14 protein-coding genes and 1 pseudogene are annotated in these 18,974 nt (G+C 67.1%); 9 read left to right on the top strand and 6 right to left on the bottom strand.

Features of this window, described 5'->3' with window-relative positions; translation table 11 throughout:
- The first annotated feature begins 7 nt into the window (after positions 1–7).
- The 4 genes from ON43_RS05520 to ON43_RS05535 are packed head-to-tail and all read left to right on the top strand — an operon-like array spanning position 8 to position 7,225.
- Positions 8–4,690, top strand: a complete 4,683-nt coding sequence (locus tag ON43_RS05520) for a non-ribosomal peptide synthetase (protein ID WP_040804247.1) — start codon at positions 8–10, stop codon at positions 4,688–4,690.
- A gap of 23 nt (positions 4,691–4,713) precedes the next feature.
- Positions 4,714–5,688 (top strand): ATP-binding cassette domain-containing protein, encoded by a 975-nt coding sequence (locus tag ON43_RS05525; protein ID WP_373283397.1) that lies wholly within the window; start codon positions 4,714–4,716, stop codon positions 5,686–5,688.
- Positions 5,685–6,464 (top strand): ABC transporter permease, encoded by a 780-nt coding sequence (locus ON43_RS05530; RefSeq protein ID WP_040804251.1) that lies wholly within the window; start codon positions 5,685–5,687, stop codon positions 6,462–6,464. Before ON43_RS05525 ends, ON43_RS05530 begins: the two co-directional genes overlap by 4 nt.
- Positions 6,461–7,225 (top strand): ABC transporter permease, encoded by a 765-nt coding sequence (locus ON43_RS05535; RefSeq protein ID WP_040804254.1) that lies wholly within the window; start codon positions 6,461–6,463, stop codon positions 7,223–7,225. Before ON43_RS05530 ends, ON43_RS05535 begins: the two co-directional genes overlap by 4 nt.
- Positions 7,226–7,228: 3 nt before the next feature.
- Here ON43_RS05535 and ON43_RS05540 read toward each other — a convergent pair whose 3' ends face one another.
- The 3 genes and pseudogenes from ON43_RS05540 to ON43_RS05550 all read right to left on the bottom strand — a co-directional run bounded on the left by ON43_RS05540 (position 7,229) and on the right by ON43_RS05550 (position 12,233).
- Positions 7,229–9,355, bottom strand: a complete 2,127-nt coding sequence (locus ON43_RS05540) for an amylo-alpha-1,6-glucosidase (RefSeq protein WP_040804256.1) — start codon at positions 9,353–9,355, stop codon at positions 7,229–7,231.
- Positions 9,356–9,599: 244 nt separating this feature from the next.
- Positions 9,600–10,652, bottom strand: a pseudogene (locus ON43_RS05545) (glycosyltransferase family 4 protein); the annotation flags it as partial.
- A gap of 471 nt (positions 10,653–11,123) precedes the next feature.
- Positions 11,124–12,233, bottom strand: coding sequence for an AMP-binding protein (locus ON43_RS05550; protein WP_040804260.1), 1,110 nt, complete (start codon positions 12,231–12,233; stop codon positions 11,124–11,126).
- Between the two features lie 176 nt (positions 12,234–12,409).
- On the opposite strand from ON43_RS05550, the gene ON43_RS05555 reads away from it, so the two are divergent.
- Genes ON43_RS05555 through ON43_RS05565 form a run of 3 tightly spaced genes read left to right on the top strand, consistent with a single transcriptional unit; the run spans position 12,410 to position 14,436 of the window.
- Positions 12,410–13,408, top strand: a complete 999-nt coding sequence (locus ON43_RS05555; protein WP_051177943.1) for an ABC transporter substrate-binding protein — start codon at positions 12,410–12,412, stop codon at positions 13,406–13,408.
- A gap of 50 nt (positions 13,409–13,458) precedes the next feature.
- Positions 13,459–14,064 (top strand): Uma2 family endonuclease, encoded by a 606-nt coding sequence (locus ON43_RS05560; protein WP_051177945.1) that lies wholly within the window; start codon positions 13,459–13,461, stop codon positions 14,062–14,064.
- Positions 14,065–14,100: 36 nt separating this feature from the next.
- Positions 14,101–14,436 (top strand): MmcQ/YjbR family DNA-binding protein, encoded by a 336-nt coding sequence (locus ON43_RS05565; RefSeq protein ID WP_040804262.1) that lies wholly within the window; start codon positions 14,101–14,103, stop codon positions 14,434–14,436.
- 85 nt (positions 14,437–14,521) lie between these two features.
- On the opposite strand, the gene ON43_RS44630 is transcribed toward ON43_RS05565, so the two are convergent.
- The 3 genes from ON43_RS44630 to ON43_RS05575 all read right to left on the bottom strand — a co-directional run bounded on the left by ON43_RS44630 (position 14,522) and on the right by ON43_RS05575 (position 17,571).
- Entirely contained in the window at positions 14,522–15,232 is a 711-nt protein-coding gene (locus ON43_RS44630) for an HNH endonuclease family protein (protein ID WP_157513913.1), read from the bottom strand.
- Positions 15,233–16,648, bottom strand: coding sequence for an AAA family ATPase (locus ON43_RS05570; protein WP_167333413.1), 1,416 nt, complete (start codon positions 16,646–16,648; stop codon positions 15,233–15,235).
- Positions 16,649–17,106: 458 nt separating this feature from the next.
- On the bottom strand, positions 17,107–17,571 hold the full coding sequence (locus tag ON43_RS05575) for a DUF4254 domain-containing protein (protein ID WP_051177947.1): 465 nt from the start codon (positions 17,569–17,571) through the stop codon (positions 17,107–17,109).
- Between the two features lie 150 nt (positions 17,572–17,721).
- Here ON43_RS05575 and ON43_RS05580 point away from each other — a divergent pair, with 150 nt between their 5' ends.
- Together ON43_RS05580 and ON43_RS05585 are read left to right on the top strand one after the other, a co-directional pair.
- Positions 17,722–18,585, top strand: coding sequence for a helix-turn-helix domain-containing protein (locus ON43_RS05580; RefSeq protein ID WP_040804266.1), 864 nt, complete (start codon positions 17,722–17,724; stop codon positions 18,583–18,585).
- A gap of 5 nt (positions 18,586–18,590) precedes the next feature.
- Positions 18,591–18,971, top strand: coding sequence for a DUF397 domain-containing protein (locus ON43_RS05585; RefSeq protein WP_040804269.1), 381 nt, complete (start codon positions 18,591–18,593; stop codon positions 18,969–18,971).
- The last annotated feature ends 3 nt before the right edge of the window (positions 18,972–18,974 follow it).

The raw sequence follows: 18,974 nt of genomic DNA on the forward strand, positions 1-18,974 counted from the left end.
GGATCGGATGGTCGTGGATCGGTCGAAGCCCGCCGAGATCGAGGATGTGCTGGCGCTGAGTCCGCTGCAGGAGGGGCTGTTCTCGCTGGCCCGGCTGGCGGCGGGCGGGGTCGACCTGTACACGATGCAGTTCGTCATCGATATCGGCGGACCGGTGGATGTGGCGGTGCTGCGGCGCAGTGTGGAGGTGCTGCTGGAGCGGCATCCGAATCTGCGGGCGGCGTTCTGGGATCAGGATCTGCCCAAGCCGGTGCAGATCGTGCCCACCTGGGTGGATCTGCCGTGGCGCGAGATCGATGCCGGTGCTGAGGAATTCGATGCCATCGCGGCGGCCGATCGGGAGCTCGCCTTCGATTTGAGCAAGGGGCCCGCGCTGCGGGTCACCCTGGTGAACCTGCCCGGTGAGCGGCGGCGCATGATCCTCAACGCGCACCACATCCTCATGGACGGCTGGGCCGTCGCGGTGTTCTTCCGCGAACTCATCGCCGTGTACGACTCCGGGGGAGTGGCGGATTCGCTGCCCGCCCCGCGTCCGTACCGCGATTACATCGGCTGGCTCGCCGCCCAGGACACCGCCGCCGCGGAACGAGCCTGGGCCGACTATCTGAGCCCGCTGTCGGGCCCGCTCATGCTCGCCGATGCCACCGCGGCCGCGGTCGGCACGGTCATTCCGCGGCGCACCCGCCACTACCTGGACCCGGAGGAGACCCGGCGGCTCACCCGGTGGGCCCGCACCAACGGCCTGACCCTGGGCACCGCCATCCAATTCGCCTGGGCCGTCGTGCTTTCCCGGCTCACCGACCGCCGCGACCTGGTGTACGGCACCACCATCTCCGGACGCCCCGATTCGCTCCCCGGCGTGGAGACCATGATCGGGCTGTTCATCAATACCGTGCCCGCCCGGGTGATCCTGGACCGCACCGCGACCGTCCGCGACCAGTGCCGCACCCTGCAGCGCGAACAGGCCGCCATGCGCGACGTCGGCCATGTGAGCCTGTCGTCCATCCAGCGCACCGCTGGCCACGGCCCGCTCTTCGATGTCCTGTTCGTCTTCGAGAACGCCCCCATCGGTGCGGCCACCGATCCAATGGTGACCAGTAACGGCACCCGCTTCCTGCCCGTCGCCATGGAAAGCCTGGTGCACTACCCGCTTTCGGTGGTATCGCACCTCGAGGACAACCGCCTGGTGGTGGCGCTGGAAGCCATTGCCGAGGCACTGCCGCACCTGCCGGTCGCGGATATCGGCGCGCGCATCCTGTCGGTGCTGCGTCAGCTCCCCGACCACGCCGATTCGTCTCCTGACGCGCCGGACGTCCTGCTGCCCGCTGAGCGTGCCGAACTCACCGCCGGGTCTCCGGACCAGGATTCGCCAGAGGAGACTTCCGCCGACGAGCGCAGCCTCGGTGCCGCGGAGCTGCGGGCCGACGTGATGGACCTGTTCCTGCACCATGTCGAAACAACGCCTGACGCAACGTCTTTGAGCACCGCGACCGGGCGCTACACCTACCGTGAGCTGCACGAGGCGGCCGCTCGCCTGGCCGCCGAGCTGGCCGCCCACGGTATCGGTCCGGAATCCATTGTGGCCCTGGCACTCCCACGCTCCGCCGATTCGCTCATCGCCATCCTCGCGACCCTGTACGCCGGCGCGGCCTACGTCCCCCTCGACATCGCGGCCCCGCCCGCCCGCATCGCGTCAATCCTCCGCCAAGCCCACCCCGACCTCCTCCTCACCACCACCGCCACCCACCCCCTCATCCACCCCGCTTCGCCGAGTGGCACAACAGCGCGGGATATCCGGACAAATCCCCTCACTGGTGTGCCACTCGACGAGCTGGTACTGGATGACGGCGCGACGGCCCAGCGGATTGCGGCGCGGGCGGTTGGGCGGCCGCGGGCGGTGCATCCGGACAACCTCGCGTATCTGATCTTCACCTCGGGCTCTACCGGTGAACCCAAGGGCGTCATGGGCACTCGTGCGGCGCTGGCCAGCTACTTCGTCGATCACCGCGATCGCGTCTACCGCCCGGCGCGGGCCAGGCTGGGGCGGGCACTGCGGATCGCGCACGCCTGGTCGCTGAGTTTCGACGCGTCCTGGCAGCCGATGATCGGCCTGTTCGACGGGCACGCCGTGCACCTGTTCGACGAGACCGAGATGCGCGACGCGCAGGGGCTCGTCGAGGGCGTCATCCGGCACCGGGTGGACATGATCGATACCTCGCCGTCGATGTTCGGGCAGCTCTCGGCGGCTGGACTGGTGGACGGTGATCACCTCACCGTGCTCGCGCTCGGCGGCGAGGCGATCGGCCCGGCATTGTGGGAGCGGTTGCGGTCGCTGCCCGATACGGCCGTCTACAACTGCTACGGGCCGACCGAGACTACGGTCGAGGCAGTCGTCGCGACCGTGAACACCGGTGGGCTCGAGGATCTTTCGCAGGCCGGTTCCGCTCCGGTCATCGGCCGCCCGGTCGATCGGATGAGCGGCTACGTGCTCGACTCCGCGCTGCGGCCGGTGCCGCGTGGCGTCGTGGGCGAGCTGTACCTGTCGGGTGCGCAGCTGACGCGCGGCTATGTGGGTCGTGCCGCTCAGACCGCTGACCGCTTCGTCGCCGACCCGTACCGGACCGGCGTGCGCATGTACCGCACCGGAGATCTGGTGCGGCAGTTGCCCTCCGGTGAGATCGCCTATCTGGGCCGGGCCGACGATCAGGTGAAGATCCGCGGCTACCGGATCGAGATCGGCGATATCGAATCGGCGCTGTTGCGGCTGCCGGGCGTCCGCGAAGCCGCCGTCGTGGTGGTCACCCGGCCCAGCGGACCGACCTTGATCGGATTCGCGGTGGCCGAGGACGACGCCAGCGGAATCGCCTTGCGTGCACGGCTTTCCGAGCATCTGCCGGCCTACATGGTGCCCGTCCGCATCGCCACACTGCCCGCGATGCCGGTCACGCCCAATGGCAAACTCGACGTGCGCGCGCTGACTGCCGCCGGCGCGAGCCTGCTCAGCGAATCGGGTTCGGGCACCGCGCCGCGGACCGCCACCGAGCGCGCGCTGTGCGCGGCGTTCGCCACGGTGCTGGGTGATCGGGTCATCGGCATCGACGACGACTTCCTGGCCATGGGTATCGACAGCATTGTCGCCATCTCCCTGGTCGACAAGGCCCGCCGGGCGGGGATTCCGATCACCCCGGCCATGGTGCTGGCCACTCCCACCGTGCGTGATCTCGCGGCGGCCGTGGATGTGAAGGCGGCACAACGGGACTCGATGCCGGTGGAATCGGGAGCCGGGTACGGCCCGGTGCCCGCCACCCCGATCATGCGGTGGATGTACGAGTTCGGCGGTTACCGGCGACTCACGCTGTCCACTCTCGTGACGCTCCCCGCAGGAATCGACACCACGCGACTGGAAGCCACGCTGCAAGCCCTGCTCGACGGCCACGACATGCTGCGTGCCCAGCTGTCGCACACCGAAGAGGAGCCGCAGCTGGTCACCCGGGAGCCAGGTGCGATTCGCGCAGCCGACCTGCTGACCGAGGTGGTCGTCGACGGCGATCTCGGTGCGGCACTGGAGATTCGATCACGCGAGGCCATCGACCGCATCGACCCGGATGCCGGAATCATGCTGCAAGCCGTGCGGTTCATGCGCCCGTCGGGTGATGTCCTGCTACTGACGGTCCACCACCTCGCGGTCGATCCCGTCTCCTGGCACATCATCCTCGGTGACCTCGCCGACGCCTGGCAGCAAGTCGAGGCAGGCGAGACACCCGGCGTCGCAACGGAATCCACGTCGTATCGTCGCTGGGGTCAGTTGCTGGCCGCCCGTGCCGACGGACGCGATGTGCAGTCCCAGCGCGAGTTCTGGGCCACCCAGCTGGCGGGCGGCGACGCCCCGCTCGGCCACCGCCGCCCCGACCCACGCAGCGACACCTGGGACTCGTACCGGATCACGCCGTCGTTCACCGACGCGGCGGCCACCCGCGGCATTCTCGCGGCCACCGCCCAAGGTGATCGTGCCGCCGGACTGCACGAATTCCTGCTCGCCGCACTGGTTCTGACACTGAACACCTGGCGCGCCGAGCGTGGTCAGGACACTTCCGCGGGTGCGCTCGTGGCGCTGGAGGGCCACGGCCGCGAGGACGCCCGGGTGGCGTCCGAGGCCGACACCTCCCGCACCGTCGGCTGGTTCACCAGCGTCTACCCGCTGCGCCTGGCCGCCGGGTCCGGCATCGACGTCTCGCGGGCCGAGGCCGATCCGGCCGCCGCGACCGTGCTGCTGGAAACCGTTGCGGCCCAGGCGCACATGGTGCCCAACAAGGGACTCGACTACGACACGCTGCGTTACGGCGGCACCGCTCCGGAACTGACGGCGGAGGCCGAACCGCAGGTGCTGTTCGACTTCCTGGGCCGCATGGACCTGACGGCCGGAACCGGCACGGAAATGCCCTTCGCACCCGTCACGGACCTGACCCTGCATCAGCGGCTGCCGATCGCACCCGAACCGGATATGCCGCTGCGCTACGCCCTGGATCTCATCGCGGCGATCTACCCCGGCGAACAAGGACCACAGCTGGTGACCCTGTTCCGCTGGAGCGCAGCCATTTTCGACGAGCCCGACATCCAGCGCTTCGACGAGATCTGGCAGCGCGCCGTGGCCGCACTCACCGCCGCCAACGCCGCACTCAGCCCCGCATAGCGCCGGACCAGCAACCGATGAACATGAGGATGGAGAACCCGGTGTCGCAATCCACCACGGACGCGGCCATTGTCGTCGAGTCCGTCGAGAAATCCTTCGGCGAGGTACACGCCCTGCGCGGCATCAGCTTCACCGCCCCGGCGGGCAGCGTGCTGGGCGTACTCGGCCCCAATGGTGCGGGCAAGACGACCACCGTCTCGGTGCTGTCCACCCTGGTCCGCCCGGATTCCGGTCGCGCCCTGGTGGCCGGGCACGATGTGGTCCGCGAACCCGACGCGGTGCGCGCCTCGATCATGCTGACCGGTCAGTACGCGGCACTCGACGAGGTGCTCACCGGCCGGGAGAACCTGGTGCTGTTCGCCCGCCTCATGGGTCTGCGCCCCAAGCCGGCCCGGCAGCGCGCCGACGAACTGCTGGAGCGCTTCGACCTCACCGGTGCCGCCGACCGGCGGGTGGGCCAGTACTCGGGTGGCATGCGCCGCCGCATCGATATCGCCTGCGGCCTGGTCCGATTGCCCAAGGTGGTGTTCCTGGACGAACCCACCACCGGTCTCGACCCGGTCAGCCGCCAGAGCCTGTGGTCGCTGGTGCGCGACCTCAAACAGCAGGGCGTCACCATCCTGCTCACCACCCAGTACCTCGAGGAAGCCGATGCCCTGAGCGACAACATCATCGTCGTCGACAAGGGCACCGTGATCGCGGAGGGCACCGCCGACCAGCTCAAGGCGCGCTCCGGTTCCAGCTACTGCGAGGTGGTCCCGGTCGAGGCGGCCGACATTCCCGCCGTCGTCACCGCGCTCCATGGTCTGGGCGAGATCACGGTCGCCGAATCCGCCGACCGCGTAGCCCTTCCAGCCCCGGACGGCGCCGCCACCCTGGGCGAAGTGCTCCGCCGGATCAACGACGCGAACATCGACCTCATCGACATCGCCCTGCGCCGCCCGTCGCTGGACGAGGTCTTCATCGAGCTGACCCGTCCGCAAGAGGTCAACGCATGAGCGTCGACACCGTAGGAACGCAATTCCGTGTGCCCGCCGGGCTTCAATGGAAGGCCCTGAGCGGCAGAACCATTCGCGCCGCGCTGCGGGAGGGTGATATCCCCTTCGGGTTCGCCGCGCCGATGATCTTCTTCCTGTGTTTCTATGTGCCGCTGCGCAAGTCGATGGAGGCGAGCGGTCTCGACTACGCCCAGTACCTGCTGCCGGTGATCGTGGTGCAGGGCATGTTCTTCACCGCCATGTCGGCCGGTGACCGCGCGGCGCGAGACACCTTCAGCGGCATGGGAACCCGGCTGCGGTCCATGCCGGTGCGCGCCTGGCTGCCCATGGCCGCCCGCATGTCGGCGAACCTGGTCCGCGCCCTGGCCGCCATCGCGGGTGCGCTGGTGATCGGCTATATCTTCGGATTCCGCTTCCACGATGTTGCGGGTGCGCTCGGATTCTTACTGCTCGCACTGGCTTTCGCCGCCGCGATCGTCATCGGCGCGGACACCTTGGGTGTGGCCACCGGCAAGCCCGAGATCGGCGCGTCCGCGCTGCTGGCTCCACAACTGCTGCTGATCATGCTCTCCACCGGTTTCGTTCCGGCGGTGGCCTTCCCGGGCTGGATTCAGCCCTTTGTCCGCAATCAGCCCGTCTCCCAGGTCGCCGCCGCCCTGCGCGGCCTCGCCGACGGCGAATTCCCCACGGCCGTCATCGTTTCCGTGGCCTGGTGCGCCGGGCTGATCGTGCTGTTCACCGCGCTGTCGGTACTCGTCGAAAGGCGGCGTCCGTGAAAACCCTGCTGGACCAGACCCTGGTCGAGGCCGGTCGCCTCATGCGCCGCTGGCCGCGCGAGCAGGAGGTGCTCACCTCCACGCTCATCCTTCCCGTCCTGCTGCTGCTCATGTACACCCTCGTGCTGGACAAGGTCCTCACCAACACCTCCGGCGCGGACGCCATCTACGGCTTCGTCCCCATGATCGCCATCACCGGAGCCATGTACGGGGCCATGGGCACCGGCCTGTCCCTGCACGCCGAACGCGAATCCGGCCTGCTGCGCCGCTTCTGGGTGCTGCCCATCCACCGCTCGTCCGGCCTGCTCGGCCGCCTGCTCGCGGAATGCGGCCGCACCCTGGCCGGAACACTGGTGATCGTGCTGCTGGGTGTCGCCCTGGGCCTGCGCTTCCACCAGGGCGTCTGGGCCGCGATCGCCTCCGTCCTCATCCCGGTCCTGATCATCCCGGGCTTCGCCACCATGGTCATCACCGTCGGCGTCAGCCGCATGGGCGACAAGGTGGTCCAACTCTTCGCCGCCGTCACCCTGCTCGGCATGTTCTTCAACTCCGGCTTCGTCCCCGTGGACAACTACCCGTCCTGGCTCCAGCCGGTGGTCCGAGCCCAGCCCATGAGCTGCGCCATCGAGGCCATGCGCAACCTCACCCTCGGCGGCCCCCTCGCCACCCCGATCCTGCAAACCCTCGCCTGGTCCGCCGCTCTCGCAGCGATTTTCGGCGCATTCGCAGTCAGGGGCATCCGCGCGGCCGCCCAGAGCTAGGGATCAATGGGTGACCAACTGCCAGCCGTCGGGGAGATTGCTCGCGGTCACCTGATCGCCCTCCACCGCCAGATCGATGACCGTGCCACCGAGGCGCAGGTCGGTCAGTTCGACTCGGCCCCAGCGGTTCGGGAGGTGGGGGAGGACGGTCAGGGTGCGGTGCGGGACGTCGGGGTCCAGGCCGAGGAAGGAGCGGACCAGCAGCAGCGGGGCCGCGCTGGCCCACGCCTGCGGGGAGCAGGAGGTGGGGTAGGGGACGGGGGCGGAGAACTTGGAACGCGGGAAGCCGCAGAACAATTCGGGCAGGCGGCCCCCGAACGCGCCCGCCGCGTCGAGCAGGCCGTCGGCCAAACGCGTAGCCAGGTCGAGGGCTCCGGGGATGTGGCGGTAGCGCATCAGGCCCGCGACGGCGATCGCGGTGTCGTGTGGCCAGACCGAACCGTTGTGGTAGCTCATCGGGTTGTACGCGCCCATGCTGGAAGCCAGTGTGCGCAAACCGAATCCGCTGTTCATCTCCGACGAGGCCAGCTTGCCGATGGCCTGGGCGGCGTGCTCGTCGGTGACGATTCCGGACCACAGGCAGTGCCCGATATTGCTGGTCAGCGCGTCCAGCCGGCGCTTGTTGCCGTCCAGAGCCACGGCGAACCAACCCTTTTCGGGCAGCCAGAACGCCTCGGCGAACTTGGTGCGCAATTCCGCCGCTCGATCGCGCAGGTGCCCGGCGGTGGTGGTGTCGCCGAACTCCTCGGCCAGATCCGCCCGCGCCTGCAGCGCCGCGTACACGTAGCCCTGTACCTCGCACAGCGCGATCGGCGGTTCCGGCAGGTGCCCGGCCGCATCGTTGATGCCGTCGAAACTGTCCTTCCAGCCCTGATTGATCAGGCCGCGATCGGTGGCGCGCCGATACTCCACGAACCCGTCGCCGTCGCGGTCCCCGTAGTCGGCGATCCAGGCCAGCGCGGCATCGGCGGCGGGCAGCAGCGCCTGCACCGCCTCCGGGTCCGCGCCCCAGCGCCGCGCCTGCGCCAGCAGCATGACGAAAAGCGGTGTGGCATCGATGGTCCCGTAATAGGTCTCGCCGCCCAGCACCTGCCCGCTGGCGGGGCCGCGCCGCATCTCGTGCATGATGCGGCCCGGCTCCTCCTCGGTCATGGGATCCTCGCGCTGGCCCTGCATCTCGGCCAGCTGCTGCATGGTGCCCACCGCCAGCCCGACGTCCAGCGGCAGCGCCATCCACGCCGTGAGCAGTGAGTCGCGGCCGAACAGGGTCATGAACCAGGGCGCGCCCGCCGCCACGAACGGGCGGCCGCCGCGCGCGTCGTCGTGAATTCGCAAGGCGCCCAGATCACTTTCGGTGCGCTCCAGCACGCAGGCCAGCTGCGGATCCGCCGAGGTGATCTTGGTGGCGGTATCGCGCCAGGCCGCGAGCTTGCGGCTGGGCGCACTCGACTCGTAGTGCTCGCCCGGCCGCAGCGGCGAGTGGATCGGCTGATTGCCCATGGTCGGCTGGGCCACGATCTCGGTCTGCCACTTGCCCCCGGCGGGCACCACCGCCCGCCAGGACAGCGAACCCGGCAGCACCAGCGGCGTTTCCGACGATGACACCGCCAGCCCCCGGGAGCGATCGGAGCGATCGTTGAGCAGCAGTTCCACATCCGCCACGGTCACCTCGGCGCGCGTCGAACCGGTGCGCCCCTCCTTGACCGCGAACAGATCCAGAAAATCCGCGTCCACCTGCAATTGCAGATCCACGGCGGTGGTCTCGCGGCCCAGGTTCTCCACGGTGATGGTCTCCCGCAGCCCGTCGGCCACCAGCCGTTCCCGCACTATCAGAACCGTACTGTCCGCTGCGCCGGCCCGGGGAGGCCGGCGCAGTATGAAGCGGGCGGTGAACGCCTCCGGACTCAATACCGACAGCGGCTCCGGCCGCTGCCCGTCCAGTCGCAACTCCCAGCGCGACAGCACCCGCGCGTCCCGGAAGAACAAGCCGTACGGCGTCCCCGGTTCGACATCGCCCCGATGGTCCGACAGGCAGAAGGTGCTGCCCTCCACCAGGGTGATCGCGCCGCCGTAGCCGCCGCCCACACTGGGCTCGCCGGTATTGAGCGCGCTCGGAGCGTCATTGTTCATGTAGACCCTTTCGCCGGGGCACGCGCCGCCGTCGCGACGTCGCCTTCGGAGTGGAAGCACTGTCGGACACAGGTTTACGGCCCGGCGTCAGCTCGCCGCCGGTCAAGGCGTCTGGATGCCCGGTATGCGAGGTGCCGCGGGCCGTCACCGTGGACGCCGTCGCCCGGCCCGGCCCGGTACCCGCCGCGCGGACGGGTGCCGCCGCGGTCTGGTGCGTGGGCGCCGAACCCCAGGTGTGGATGGTGATCCGCCCGGTCCGGCGCGGCCGGTGCTCGCGGACCACGCGGCGATAGATCTCCTCGTAGCCGCCGCCCAGGGTGTCCGCGCCGAAATGCGCGGCCACATGGGCGCGCATGGCGTGGGGATCGTAGTCCTGGACTTCCTTGATGGCCGCGGGCAGCTCGGCCGGATCGTCGCAGACGCGACCGGTGACACCGTCCACGATCACCTCGGCCACGGCGCCGCCGCGCAACGCCACCACCGGCGTCCCGCACACCATCGCCTCGATCATGACCATGCCGAACGGTTCCTCCCACTGCACCGGGAACACCAGACACCTTGCCCGCGAAAGCAATTCACGCTTGGCCGTCGCATCGGCCATGCCGAACATGTGATCGTGCTCGGTGAGCAACGGCCGCACCGCACTCTCGAAATAGCGCACCTCGGGCGGTTCGGCGCACTTGCCCGCCAGGATCAGCGGTAGCCCCGCCGTATGCGCGGCCTCCAGCGCCAGGTGCGGCGCCTTGTCCGCGGTGAACCGGCCCAGGAACAGAGCGTAGTCGTGCTTCTCGGTCTGGAAGGGCCAATCCTCCACGCGCAGGGCGTTGTGCACGCGGCCCACCCAGTTCAGGTCGGGGGCCAGTGAGCGCTGGCGGTCGCTGATCGCCACCAGATGCGCGTCGTCGCCGAGCTCGCGGTAGTAGATGTAAGGGTCGCCGTCCACCGGGCCGTGCACGGTCACCACGGTCGGCAGACCCAGCTCGCGGGAGACCGGCATATTGAGCGGACCCGCGAAGGTGTGATCGTGGACCAGATCCAGGCCCTCGGTGGCCGCCAGCCGCTCCAGCGCCCGGCGCACCTTCAGCGCGTGCACCACCTCCGGGAAGGGATCGCCCAGTCGTTCGGATTGCGCACGATCCCACAGTGATTCGAACTCACCCTTGGTGCCGTTGATCCCCGCGCCGAGCAGCGTCACCCGATGGCCGCGCTCCACCAGCGCGTCCACCAGATCCGCCACCACCGCCTCGACCCCGCCGTAGGCCTTCGGCGGGATATCGAAATACGGTGGCACCACCATGGCGATGCGCAGCCGCTTGCGCTCGGCCGATGGGAATTCGACTGCGGCAGTTGCCGGAACGGGCAGTGGAATACGCGCGCTCATGACGCCCCTCCTTTACGGGACACAACCGTCGACGCCCGGATACGGGGACGTCGACCCTGGGGCCGAATCCGGAGAAGATCGAAAGCGCTGGTGCCGCACGGCAGCCACTCGGCTCACCCGTGCCCGGGTCTGGGGGCTCTCGAGAAGGTCGAGCGGTGTCGTCAGCACGCTCCGAGTTGAACGCCTGGTGATCGTCGCGCCGGCTGGTGCCCGGCCCGGTGCGACCGAGGCCCGCGGACACCCCGAGGCGTCATCGCGCTCGGCGGCCAATTGGGTGATACCACGATATCGCCGTGGATCTCACAAATAGTGCGGATCGGAATTGTTCGGAGGTTGCCGCTCACAAAGTTCGGTGCGAATGTTGCAAATCGAAGCTTCGGGACCGAATCAGGCCGCGGCGTAGCCGTCCCCCGCACTGAAATCCATTGCTTCGGACCGGTCGGTCGAATTGGAAGGTGCTGCGGGGGCAGTGGATTCGATCATGTCGAGCACCAGCCAGCCCTCGGCCGTCCAGCCGCCGTGCACCTCGGTGCGCACCAGCCGACCGCCCGGCACGAACGGGTCGTCGACGAAGTTCTCGGCGGAACCGTCCAGCTCGAGCGCCAGCGCCGAACCGCCCACATACACCCGCCCGGACCGCCCCGGCGGCACCAGCCGCAGCGACTCGTCCAGCACCAGCAGCCGCGCGCCCGGGATCGGGCGCACCCGGCCGGAGCCGTCCAGCGGGCCGCGCGCCGCCACCCCGGCGTATTCCGGTGTGGTGTAGGCGAATCCGGCGCAGGAACCCGGGGCCAGTTCCCGCAGCAGCTCGGAAAGCGCTGCCGGGCAGTCGTTTCCGAAGACATCCCAGCGACGCACGGTGGGCAGCGCGGGGGAGGGCAGGAAGGCCAGGCCCGCCAGCGTGTCGGTGTCGGCCACCACGTGGGTCGGGGCGCTCAGCGCGATGAGCTCGGCCAGCGCGGCGGCCTCGGTGCGCTGCGCGGCGGTGGCCAGCACCAGGGTCGCGCCGTCGGCCAGGGCTGCGAGGAGTTCGACCGCGGCGTCGGTGGTGTCCCAGCGGGTGGCCAGCAGGCGCACATCGGGGGAGCCGTAGGCGCGATCGATCGAGCAGGCCCGCTGGTCGGCGGCCACCGCGCGGCGATCGTCGGCGGCCGCGGCGACGGCGACCGGCTTCAGGCCGGTGCCCTGCGGACCCAATTCGGCCAGCACCGCGCCGAATTCGGCCGCGGCGGCGATATCGCAGAGCACCCGGGCCAGATCGTCGAGGGTGGGTCCGGCGGTTCCGGTGACGCCGCCGTCGAGACGTTCGTAGAGTTCGGCGTAGGTGAGGATGTGGTCACCGCAGCGCACAGCGGTTCGCAGCGACGGCACGCGGCGGCCGCATTCGATGAGCATGGAGACCGACGGCACGTCGTACAGTTCGACGCCGTTGGCCCATTCGTCCACCAGCCGGTGACGCTCGACGGCGGACATGATTTCCGGCACCGCACGCTCCATCGTTCCAAACCCCCGGGTTCTAACTTATGCAACCCTAACCTAATCGACCGAGAGCACGATAGGCCACCCCTCCCGGGATCGAATCGGCGACAACGGTCGCCGGGTCACGATCGAATTAGGCTAGGCTCACCTACCGCTCGACCGTTCGGCGGGCCTCGGCAGACAGGAGAGTCACGATGAAGTCGGCGTTCTCGATGCCGCGCGGCGGGCGATCGACCCGCCTGCGCGCCGCCCTCGCAGCGCTCGCGGGCGTGCTCGCGGTCGGCCTGACCGCCTGCGGCTCCTCCGGCGACGACACCTCGGCGGGCAGCGGCGAACCGGTGACCATCACCCACGCCCACGGCCAGACCACGGTGACCGGCACCCCCACCCGCATCGTCGCCCTCGGCAACCAGTGGCTCGACACCGCCCAGGCCCTCGGCGTCACCCCCGTCGGCTACATCGACAACATCGCGGTCCTCAGCAAGGGCGCGCCCCCGTGGGAACCCCAGGCCCTCTCCGCATCCAAGACCCTCCAGACCACCGGCAACCTCGCCGAACAGGTCGCCTCCCTCAACCCCGACCTGATCCTGGCCGACCCCTTCATCGCCGACGCCAAAACCTACGCCGACCTCTCCAAGGTCGCCCCCACCCTCCCCGCCCTGGGCAAGGAAACCATCACCCCCTGGCAGGACCAGATCCACGCACTCGGCCAGGTCCTCCACAAATCTCCCGCCGCCGACAAGCTCATCACCGACCTGAACGCCCGCATCGACGGCATCGGCCAACGCAATCCGGGCCTGAAGGGCAAAACCTTCACCAGCTCCTGGCTCGCGGGCCCCTCCCAACTCATGGTCCTCACCGACCCGAAGGACGGCTCCAGCCGCCTCTTCACCCAACTCGGCATGACCATCCCCGAAAACCTCGTAGCCCAAGGCGGCAACGGCGGCCGCCTCTCCCTCTCCCCCGAACGTCTCGACGAACTCACGTCGGATCTCCTCCTGGCGGGCTACTCCCCGGGCATGGACGAAAAGTACCGAGCTCTACCGGGTTTCAATAACCTCCCCTCCGTCAAGAAGAACGCGGCGGTCTTCCTGACAGTCCAGGAAATCAGCGCCATCAACCAGCCCACCCCCTTGTCCCTGCCCTACCTTCTGGACAAGCTCGACCCCGCCTTCACCAACGCCGCCAAGTAGCAATCGACTTCGCCCTACTCTGAGCTCACGCCAAGTTCGAGGAGGAACCTGTGAGCGCCGCGCTCGATTTCGACCCGACGTTCGGCCACGGTCCCTACACCTCCGACGATCTGCACGAGTGCCCGGAGGAGGGCAAAGGCTACGAGTTGTGGAACGGGTGGCTGATCGAGAAGAAGTCATTTCCGTCAGGGGCGCACAATCGGGTGGGTCGGGGGTTACGGCGGCTTTTCGCCGACGCCGCGCAGCGGGCGGGAGTCGATGTCTTCAGTGACGGTGGCGAGTACGAATTTCGATTCCCGACGGGAGTCCGCAAACCGGATGCCTTCATCCTCGATGCCGCTGCAGAGCGCGCCGCGGTCGAGGCCGACGATGTCTTCCTAGATCCCGCCTGCCTCTTCCTGATCGCGGAGGTCGTCTCGCTCCGAAGCAGCAGCGAAGCTCACGACCGCAAAATCAAGCGGGATGAGTACGCGGCAGCAGGAATCCCACACTATTGGATCGTGGACTTCCGCCCGGCTCTTCGCATCGAGGCCCTGGATCTCACAAAGGGTCTGTACGGCAACGGCCGAATCGTCACCGGCGACGAACTCCTCGTCGTAGACCAACCTTTCACGATCTCCGTAACCCCGAACGCCCTCTTCGAGCTCGGCCGCTGACGATGCTTGTCGGTCTCGCCTGGAAACATTGGTGCCATGACGATGACCGGGGATGCGGTTCGGGCGGTGGCGCTTTCGCTGGCGCGGACCAAAGAGGGGTTCGAGTGGCAGATGCCGACCTTTCGGGTAGCGGGCAAGCTCTTCCTGACACTCCCGGAGAACGAAACCTCCATGGCCGTCCGGTGCCCCATCGCCGACCGCGACGAGTTGGTGCAGGCCGAGCCCGACAAGTTCTGGATCGCGCCGCACGAGGTGATGAACGCCTGGGTGCGGGTGCGGTTGGCCGCATTGGATGACCTCGAGGAGCTGGAGGCCATCGTCACCGACTCGTGGCGGCAGGCCGCGCCGCGGGAATTGGTCGAAGAGGGCTGAGTCACCTGTAACGCCATCATCAACCCTGGAACCGAGTCGGGGACTGTCATGACATTGTCGAATGCCACCGATACGACGAACCAGTTCAGCCAGACGACGTCCGGACCAGTCCATCGGCGAGCGTCAGTAGTACCGACCCGTATTCCATTGCGGTCGCCTCTTCGCGAAAACGGGCCGCGAACTGTTCACGTCGAGCCTCACTCAGCCCGTGGTGTCGAGCCTTGCTGCCAGCGATTTTTCGCAGATACGCCGACATCAGTAGCTTTCGGGCCGCGACCAGGTGATTCGCGTTGAGATTCAACACATCATCGATCACCCTGGCAGAGCCTGCCGGAAGTCCTGGGGCCGGGCGGGCCCGTCCATCACGGCTGATCACCACCAGTTGTGGCTGGGACCAGGTCTTCGGGTTGCGGAAGTCCATACAGATGTGGGTATCCGCTTTGGACTTGTCGCAGGTGAATATGAAGTCTTTGCCCGCCTGCTGGTTCCCATCGCAGCACAACAGCAGGTTCGTCCACTTGGTAGGCGCATCCTGGTTGTTGCGGGCGCCACTGCATGCCGCGCAGGTTTCAGTCCATTGGGTCGCTGACTGTGGGTGGAAATGCTCGATTCGGGTGTGGTGATCGGGTCGCTCCGGGGCGCGCAGCTTGCGCTCGCAGTACGCGCAGAACCCGCCTTGCTCCTCCCACAGTGCACGTCGGATCGCTGGATCCGACGACAGAGCAGCAAACAATGCTCGTTCCGCACGCAGAGCACGGTGACTCGACGGAGCCGTCGCGGCAGAAATGCGGCGCATTCAGTCATCCAAATCGAAGAAGGCGATACTGGCATCGGCATCCGCTAGCTTCGGAACGTTTGGGATTCCACCGAGCTCCTCATCGAGCCGTCGACGCAGGCTCACTGCCTCCTCGGATCGGCCAAGCCCCTGATCGACCATCAGGAGATAGCGATCCAGGTCCTTATTGATGGCAAGCTCGGGTTCAGCGTTGGTCCGCATGACCTCATTGAGAACGATGTCGCTGCGCAGGCCGGCAGAAAAAGGAACTGACCGCACCCGGGTCTTTTCGTCGCGGGTTTCCTCCTCCAGCACGCGGATGCTGTCGGCCTCGACCGTCGACAGCACTTGCGGACTATGGGTGGTCACGATGAACTGCACCCGCGGGAATACTTCGGTCAATAAGGGAATGATCCGCTGCTGCCAGGCGGGATGCAGATGAAGGTCTACCTCATCGATCAAGACGATTCCCGGCACTGCGGCGAGCAGCTCCTCCGCTCCCAGACCAGGGTTCGCCCTTGCCATCCGGCTGACCAGATCGATGACCAACCCGGCGGCGATCTTGATTCCGCTGGACAGAAACGACAACGGAAGGACGCCGTGGTCGCGATGGCGCAGAGTCAGCTCCTTGACGAGCGGATTCCAGGTCGGATCCTGCCAGCCGGTTTCTCGCAGCATCGCATTGCACGCCAAAGCAATTGCTCGCAGTTGATTGCGAGCGGCCTGCGCCTCCCCTCCGCGCGCATCAGCCACGAAATCGGCCAATGTCAACGCTTCGATGAAGCTCGACAATCGCGAAAGATCCGACTTCCCATCCAGTGCTGAGGCGTAGGCCCCTGATCGGGATCGAGCGATCGTTCCAGTGGCTTTGCGTACGCCGAGCAGCCGTTCGACGCCATACAGGGCGACCACCGGCAGAAGCGGTGGCCATCGGGTGGGAGCAGTGGTGGGAGTTTCTGGATCGGGCGCCGCAAGTTGAAGAGGTCGCCGCCACTCGGGATCATCCGCCAGCATTTCTGATTCACGCCACACGTGCGCGATCGCCTGACCGACTTGGGTGTTCTTTTCACCCCACGATGTACGGCCCTTCGCGCTCTTTCGTTCTCGACGCCACCAATAGGTATTCCCGGCGAGTGTCGCCTCCACGGTAGCGCGGACTGGGTAGATCGCATCCATACGCGCGACCGCGGACGACGAGTCGAGATCGCGAGGCACTTCCCGCGCGTCCTCGGCCAGGAAGCCACGTGTCTCACCGTCGAATTCCCGGACGATCGTAGAGAGCATGATCGCGACCGCGTCCAAGATCGCGGTCTTACCGGTCCCGTTCGCGCCCACCAAGACCGTCAACGTGGGATCGAATGTGAGGTCGAGATCTGTGAAGCAGCGGAAATTCTCGACCTTTAACGTATCGATGTGCCAGTCGCCGGATTCGGACATGGTGCACAGGCTACCCATCTCTGGCCTCGTCACGGGGACGAGCAGCTGATCGCAACGGTGCGGATGTCCTGTGTTGACCTGTAGCCGCGCCGGTCGTGAGGGCGGTTCGATGCCCAAACGGTCCCGGTCTGGGCCGCTCACCCAGCCTGTGAACGGCCCGGTGGGATCGAGCCTCTCGACGTCGCAGCCATGGCGATTGGGCCTCTGGTGGGCGTACGCCATCAGCCCCATAAACCAGGCCTGCCGTGGCGATTGTCTGTCGGCTACTGGACATTTCGCTGTCCGCGCGCTCGCGTTCCACGCGGACCTGGATCGCGGCAACGGTCCAGCCTTGACCCCAGGCGGGCGTGCGGTTGCTTGTCAGGATCGTCGAGAACCAAGCCGCCGCGCCGCCGATGCCCAGACCGGCGAGAAACGCGAACCACGCCCCGGTCATCTCGTGCTCCGTTCCGCGTTGCTCATCGTTCCTCGCCGCCCTGTCCGGATTCTGGAGCGGGACAGGAGAAGTCGGGAATCCGACGGGTTTGGGCGGCGAGATCCTCGGCCAGGTCATCGTAGGCCAGCGACAACTCGGCAAGCCGCTGCCACGCAAAGTGCAGCAGGAATTCGGACCCCGCCCCGGACAGCGCCGCGTGCGCCTCGACCGAAAACCCGGCCAGTCGGTCGATGACCATCCCGACACTCTCGGTGTGCAGCGCGGCCGCAGCGTGCGGCACCGGCATCTCCCGAGCCACCCACCGATCGATTTCACGCACCAACCTGTATCGGGCACAGTCGATTTCGCGGACGACGGCCCCGGAACCCGGCCGCGCCTCATGCAAACTGGCGAGCTCGTACGCGGCTTGTAGGACGGGGTGCGGTTCGATGATGCAGCCCGTGCAGGCTTCCAGAACCATGTCCTTGGACGGCAATTGTGCGGTCATACTCGCCCACCTCCCGCGATCCGGCAGGAAGCTGCCGGAGAATGTGACTGAGTGCACATCTGAGGGTACGTCTGACAACTTGTCAGATCAACACTCTGAGGAGATTCGAAGCGCTGTACGATTGCGCTGACCCGGCGGAAGGATGGATCGATGGCACCTCAGTCGCCGACCGTGGCGCGGTGGGAGCTCTCGCTTCGGTTGAACGAGTGGCGGAAGCAACTCAACATCGATGTGGACACGGCAGCCAAGGCGCTGAAGATCTCCCGTAATCACTGGTGGCAGATCATGAGCGACCGTCGTGCACTGACCAACGATCACTTCGCTGGCATGATCGCGCTGTTCGGGATCGATGAGGACGAACAGAAGGTCCTGCAGGAGTTGCGTACTGTGGCTCGCGACCGTGGATGGTGGTCCGAGTACTCCGCGCTCTTCAGCGATGAGAACAGGCGGTTGTTCGGTCTCGAGCACGGTGCCCAATCCATCTTCAGTTACGAGGCCTTGCTGATTCCGGGCTTGCTGCAGACCGAAAACTATGCCCGCGCGGTCATGGCATCCGACGTTGCTCGAATCCGCCCGGTCGATGCCGAGCGCTACATCGAGGCGCGGATGCGCAGGCAACAGCGCCTTACAGGTGAAGATCCCTTGCAGCTCACCGTGGTTCTGAGTCAAGCGGCGCTCGAACAGCAAACCGGGGGGCCTGCGGTACTGAAAGAACAGTTGCGGCACGTCGCGGCGACGATGCGTGATACTCGTGCCAGCGTGGATGTTCGCATCGTACCGTTCACCGCAACCAAGCGCCCGATCCTCAGTGGTTCGCCATTCCACCTCATCGAGTTCGAGAGCTCCGTTCTACCGACGCTCGCCTGGCACGAATCCGTTGCCACCCATGGCATTATCGAAGATCCGTCCAGGGTCCGCGAACTACGCATCATCTACGGTCGACAACTCGATTCCGCATTGAGCCGAGAGGACTCGCTCGCGCTGATCGAGAGCACGGCGGATGAGATAGCCTGAAAACTATGAGCACCACCGAGTTTCATGACGATACCCACAACGGCTGGTTCAAGTCCTCCAAATCCAATGACGGACCAAACTGCGTCGAGGTCAAGTTCGCCGGTGACGTTGTGCTCATCCGCGACAGCAAGTTTCGGCGAGACCCGATCAACGCGGATCGGGCGCAGCCCATGATCGAGGTTGGCCGCCGATTCTGGAATACCTTCCTGGCATTCGCCCTTGGCGCGGAAGTTGAATCGCTCCAGGGACTGCCCACGATCACGCCACACGCGTCCGGCGAAGTCACGATCACGGCCCGAAGTGGAGATACCACACTGACCTTCACCGAGACAGAATGGGCCGCATTCATTTCCGGCGTTCAGGAAGGGGAGTTCATCGCGGCCTAGGAG

Origin of the sequence: Nocardia concava NBRC 100430 (assembly GCF_000308815.1) — a bacterium.
Classification (GTDB): Bacteria; Actinomycetota; Actinomycetes; order Mycobacteriales; family Mycobacteriaceae; genus Nocardia; species Nocardia concava.

What these genes read in the sequence shown, in the direction of transcription:
- ON43_RS05540 (WP_040804256.1), bottom strand. Translation starts at nt 9,355, where the DNA reads ATGAACAATGACGCTCCGAGCGCGCTCAATACCGGCGAGCCCAGTGTG.
- ON43_RS05580 (WP_040804266.1), top strand. Translation starts at nt 17,722, where the DNA reads ATGGCACCTCAGTCGCCGACCGTGGCGCGGTGGGAGCTCTCGCTTCGG.
- ON43_RS05570 (WP_167333413.1), bottom strand. Translation starts at nt 16,648, where the DNA reads ATGTCCGAATCCGGCGACTGGCACATCGATACGTTAAAGGTCGAGAAT.
- ON43_RS05585 (WP_040804269.1), top strand. Translation starts at nt 18,591, where the DNA reads ATGAGCACCACCGAGTTTCATGACGATACCCACAACGGCTGGTTCAAG.
- ON43_RS05520 (WP_040804247.1), top strand. Translation starts at nt 8, where the DNA reads ATGGTCGTGGATCGGTCGAAGCCCGCCGAGATCGAGGATGTGCTGGCG.
- ON43_RS05525 (WP_373283397.1), top strand. Translation starts at nt 4,714, where the DNA reads ATGAGGATGGAGAACCCGGTGTCGCAATCCACCACGGACGCGGCCATT.
- ON43_RS05565 (WP_040804262.1), top strand. Translation starts at nt 14,101, where the DNA reads ATGACGATGACCGGGGATGCGGTTCGGGCGGTGGCGCTTTCGCTGGCG.
- ON43_RS05530 (WP_040804251.1), top strand. Translation starts at nt 5,685, where the DNA reads ATGAGCGTCGACACCGTAGGAACGCAATTCCGTGTGCCCGCCGGGCTT.
- ON43_RS05550 (WP_040804260.1), bottom strand. Translation starts at nt 12,233, where the DNA reads ATGGAGCGTGCGGTGCCGGAAATCATGTCCGCCGTCGAGCGTCACCGG.
- ON43_RS05575 (WP_051177947.1), bottom strand. Translation starts at nt 17,571, where the DNA reads ATGACCGCACAATTGCCGTCCAAGGACATGGTTCTGGAAGCCTGCACG.
- ON43_RS05555 (WP_051177943.1), top strand. Translation starts at nt 12,410, where the DNA reads ATGAAGTCGGCGTTCTCGATGCCGCGCGGCGGGCGATCGACCCGCCTG.
- ON43_RS44630 (WP_157513913.1), bottom strand. Translation starts at nt 15,232, where the DNA reads ATGCGCCGCATTTCTGCCGCGACGGCTCCGTCGAGTCACCGTGCTCTG.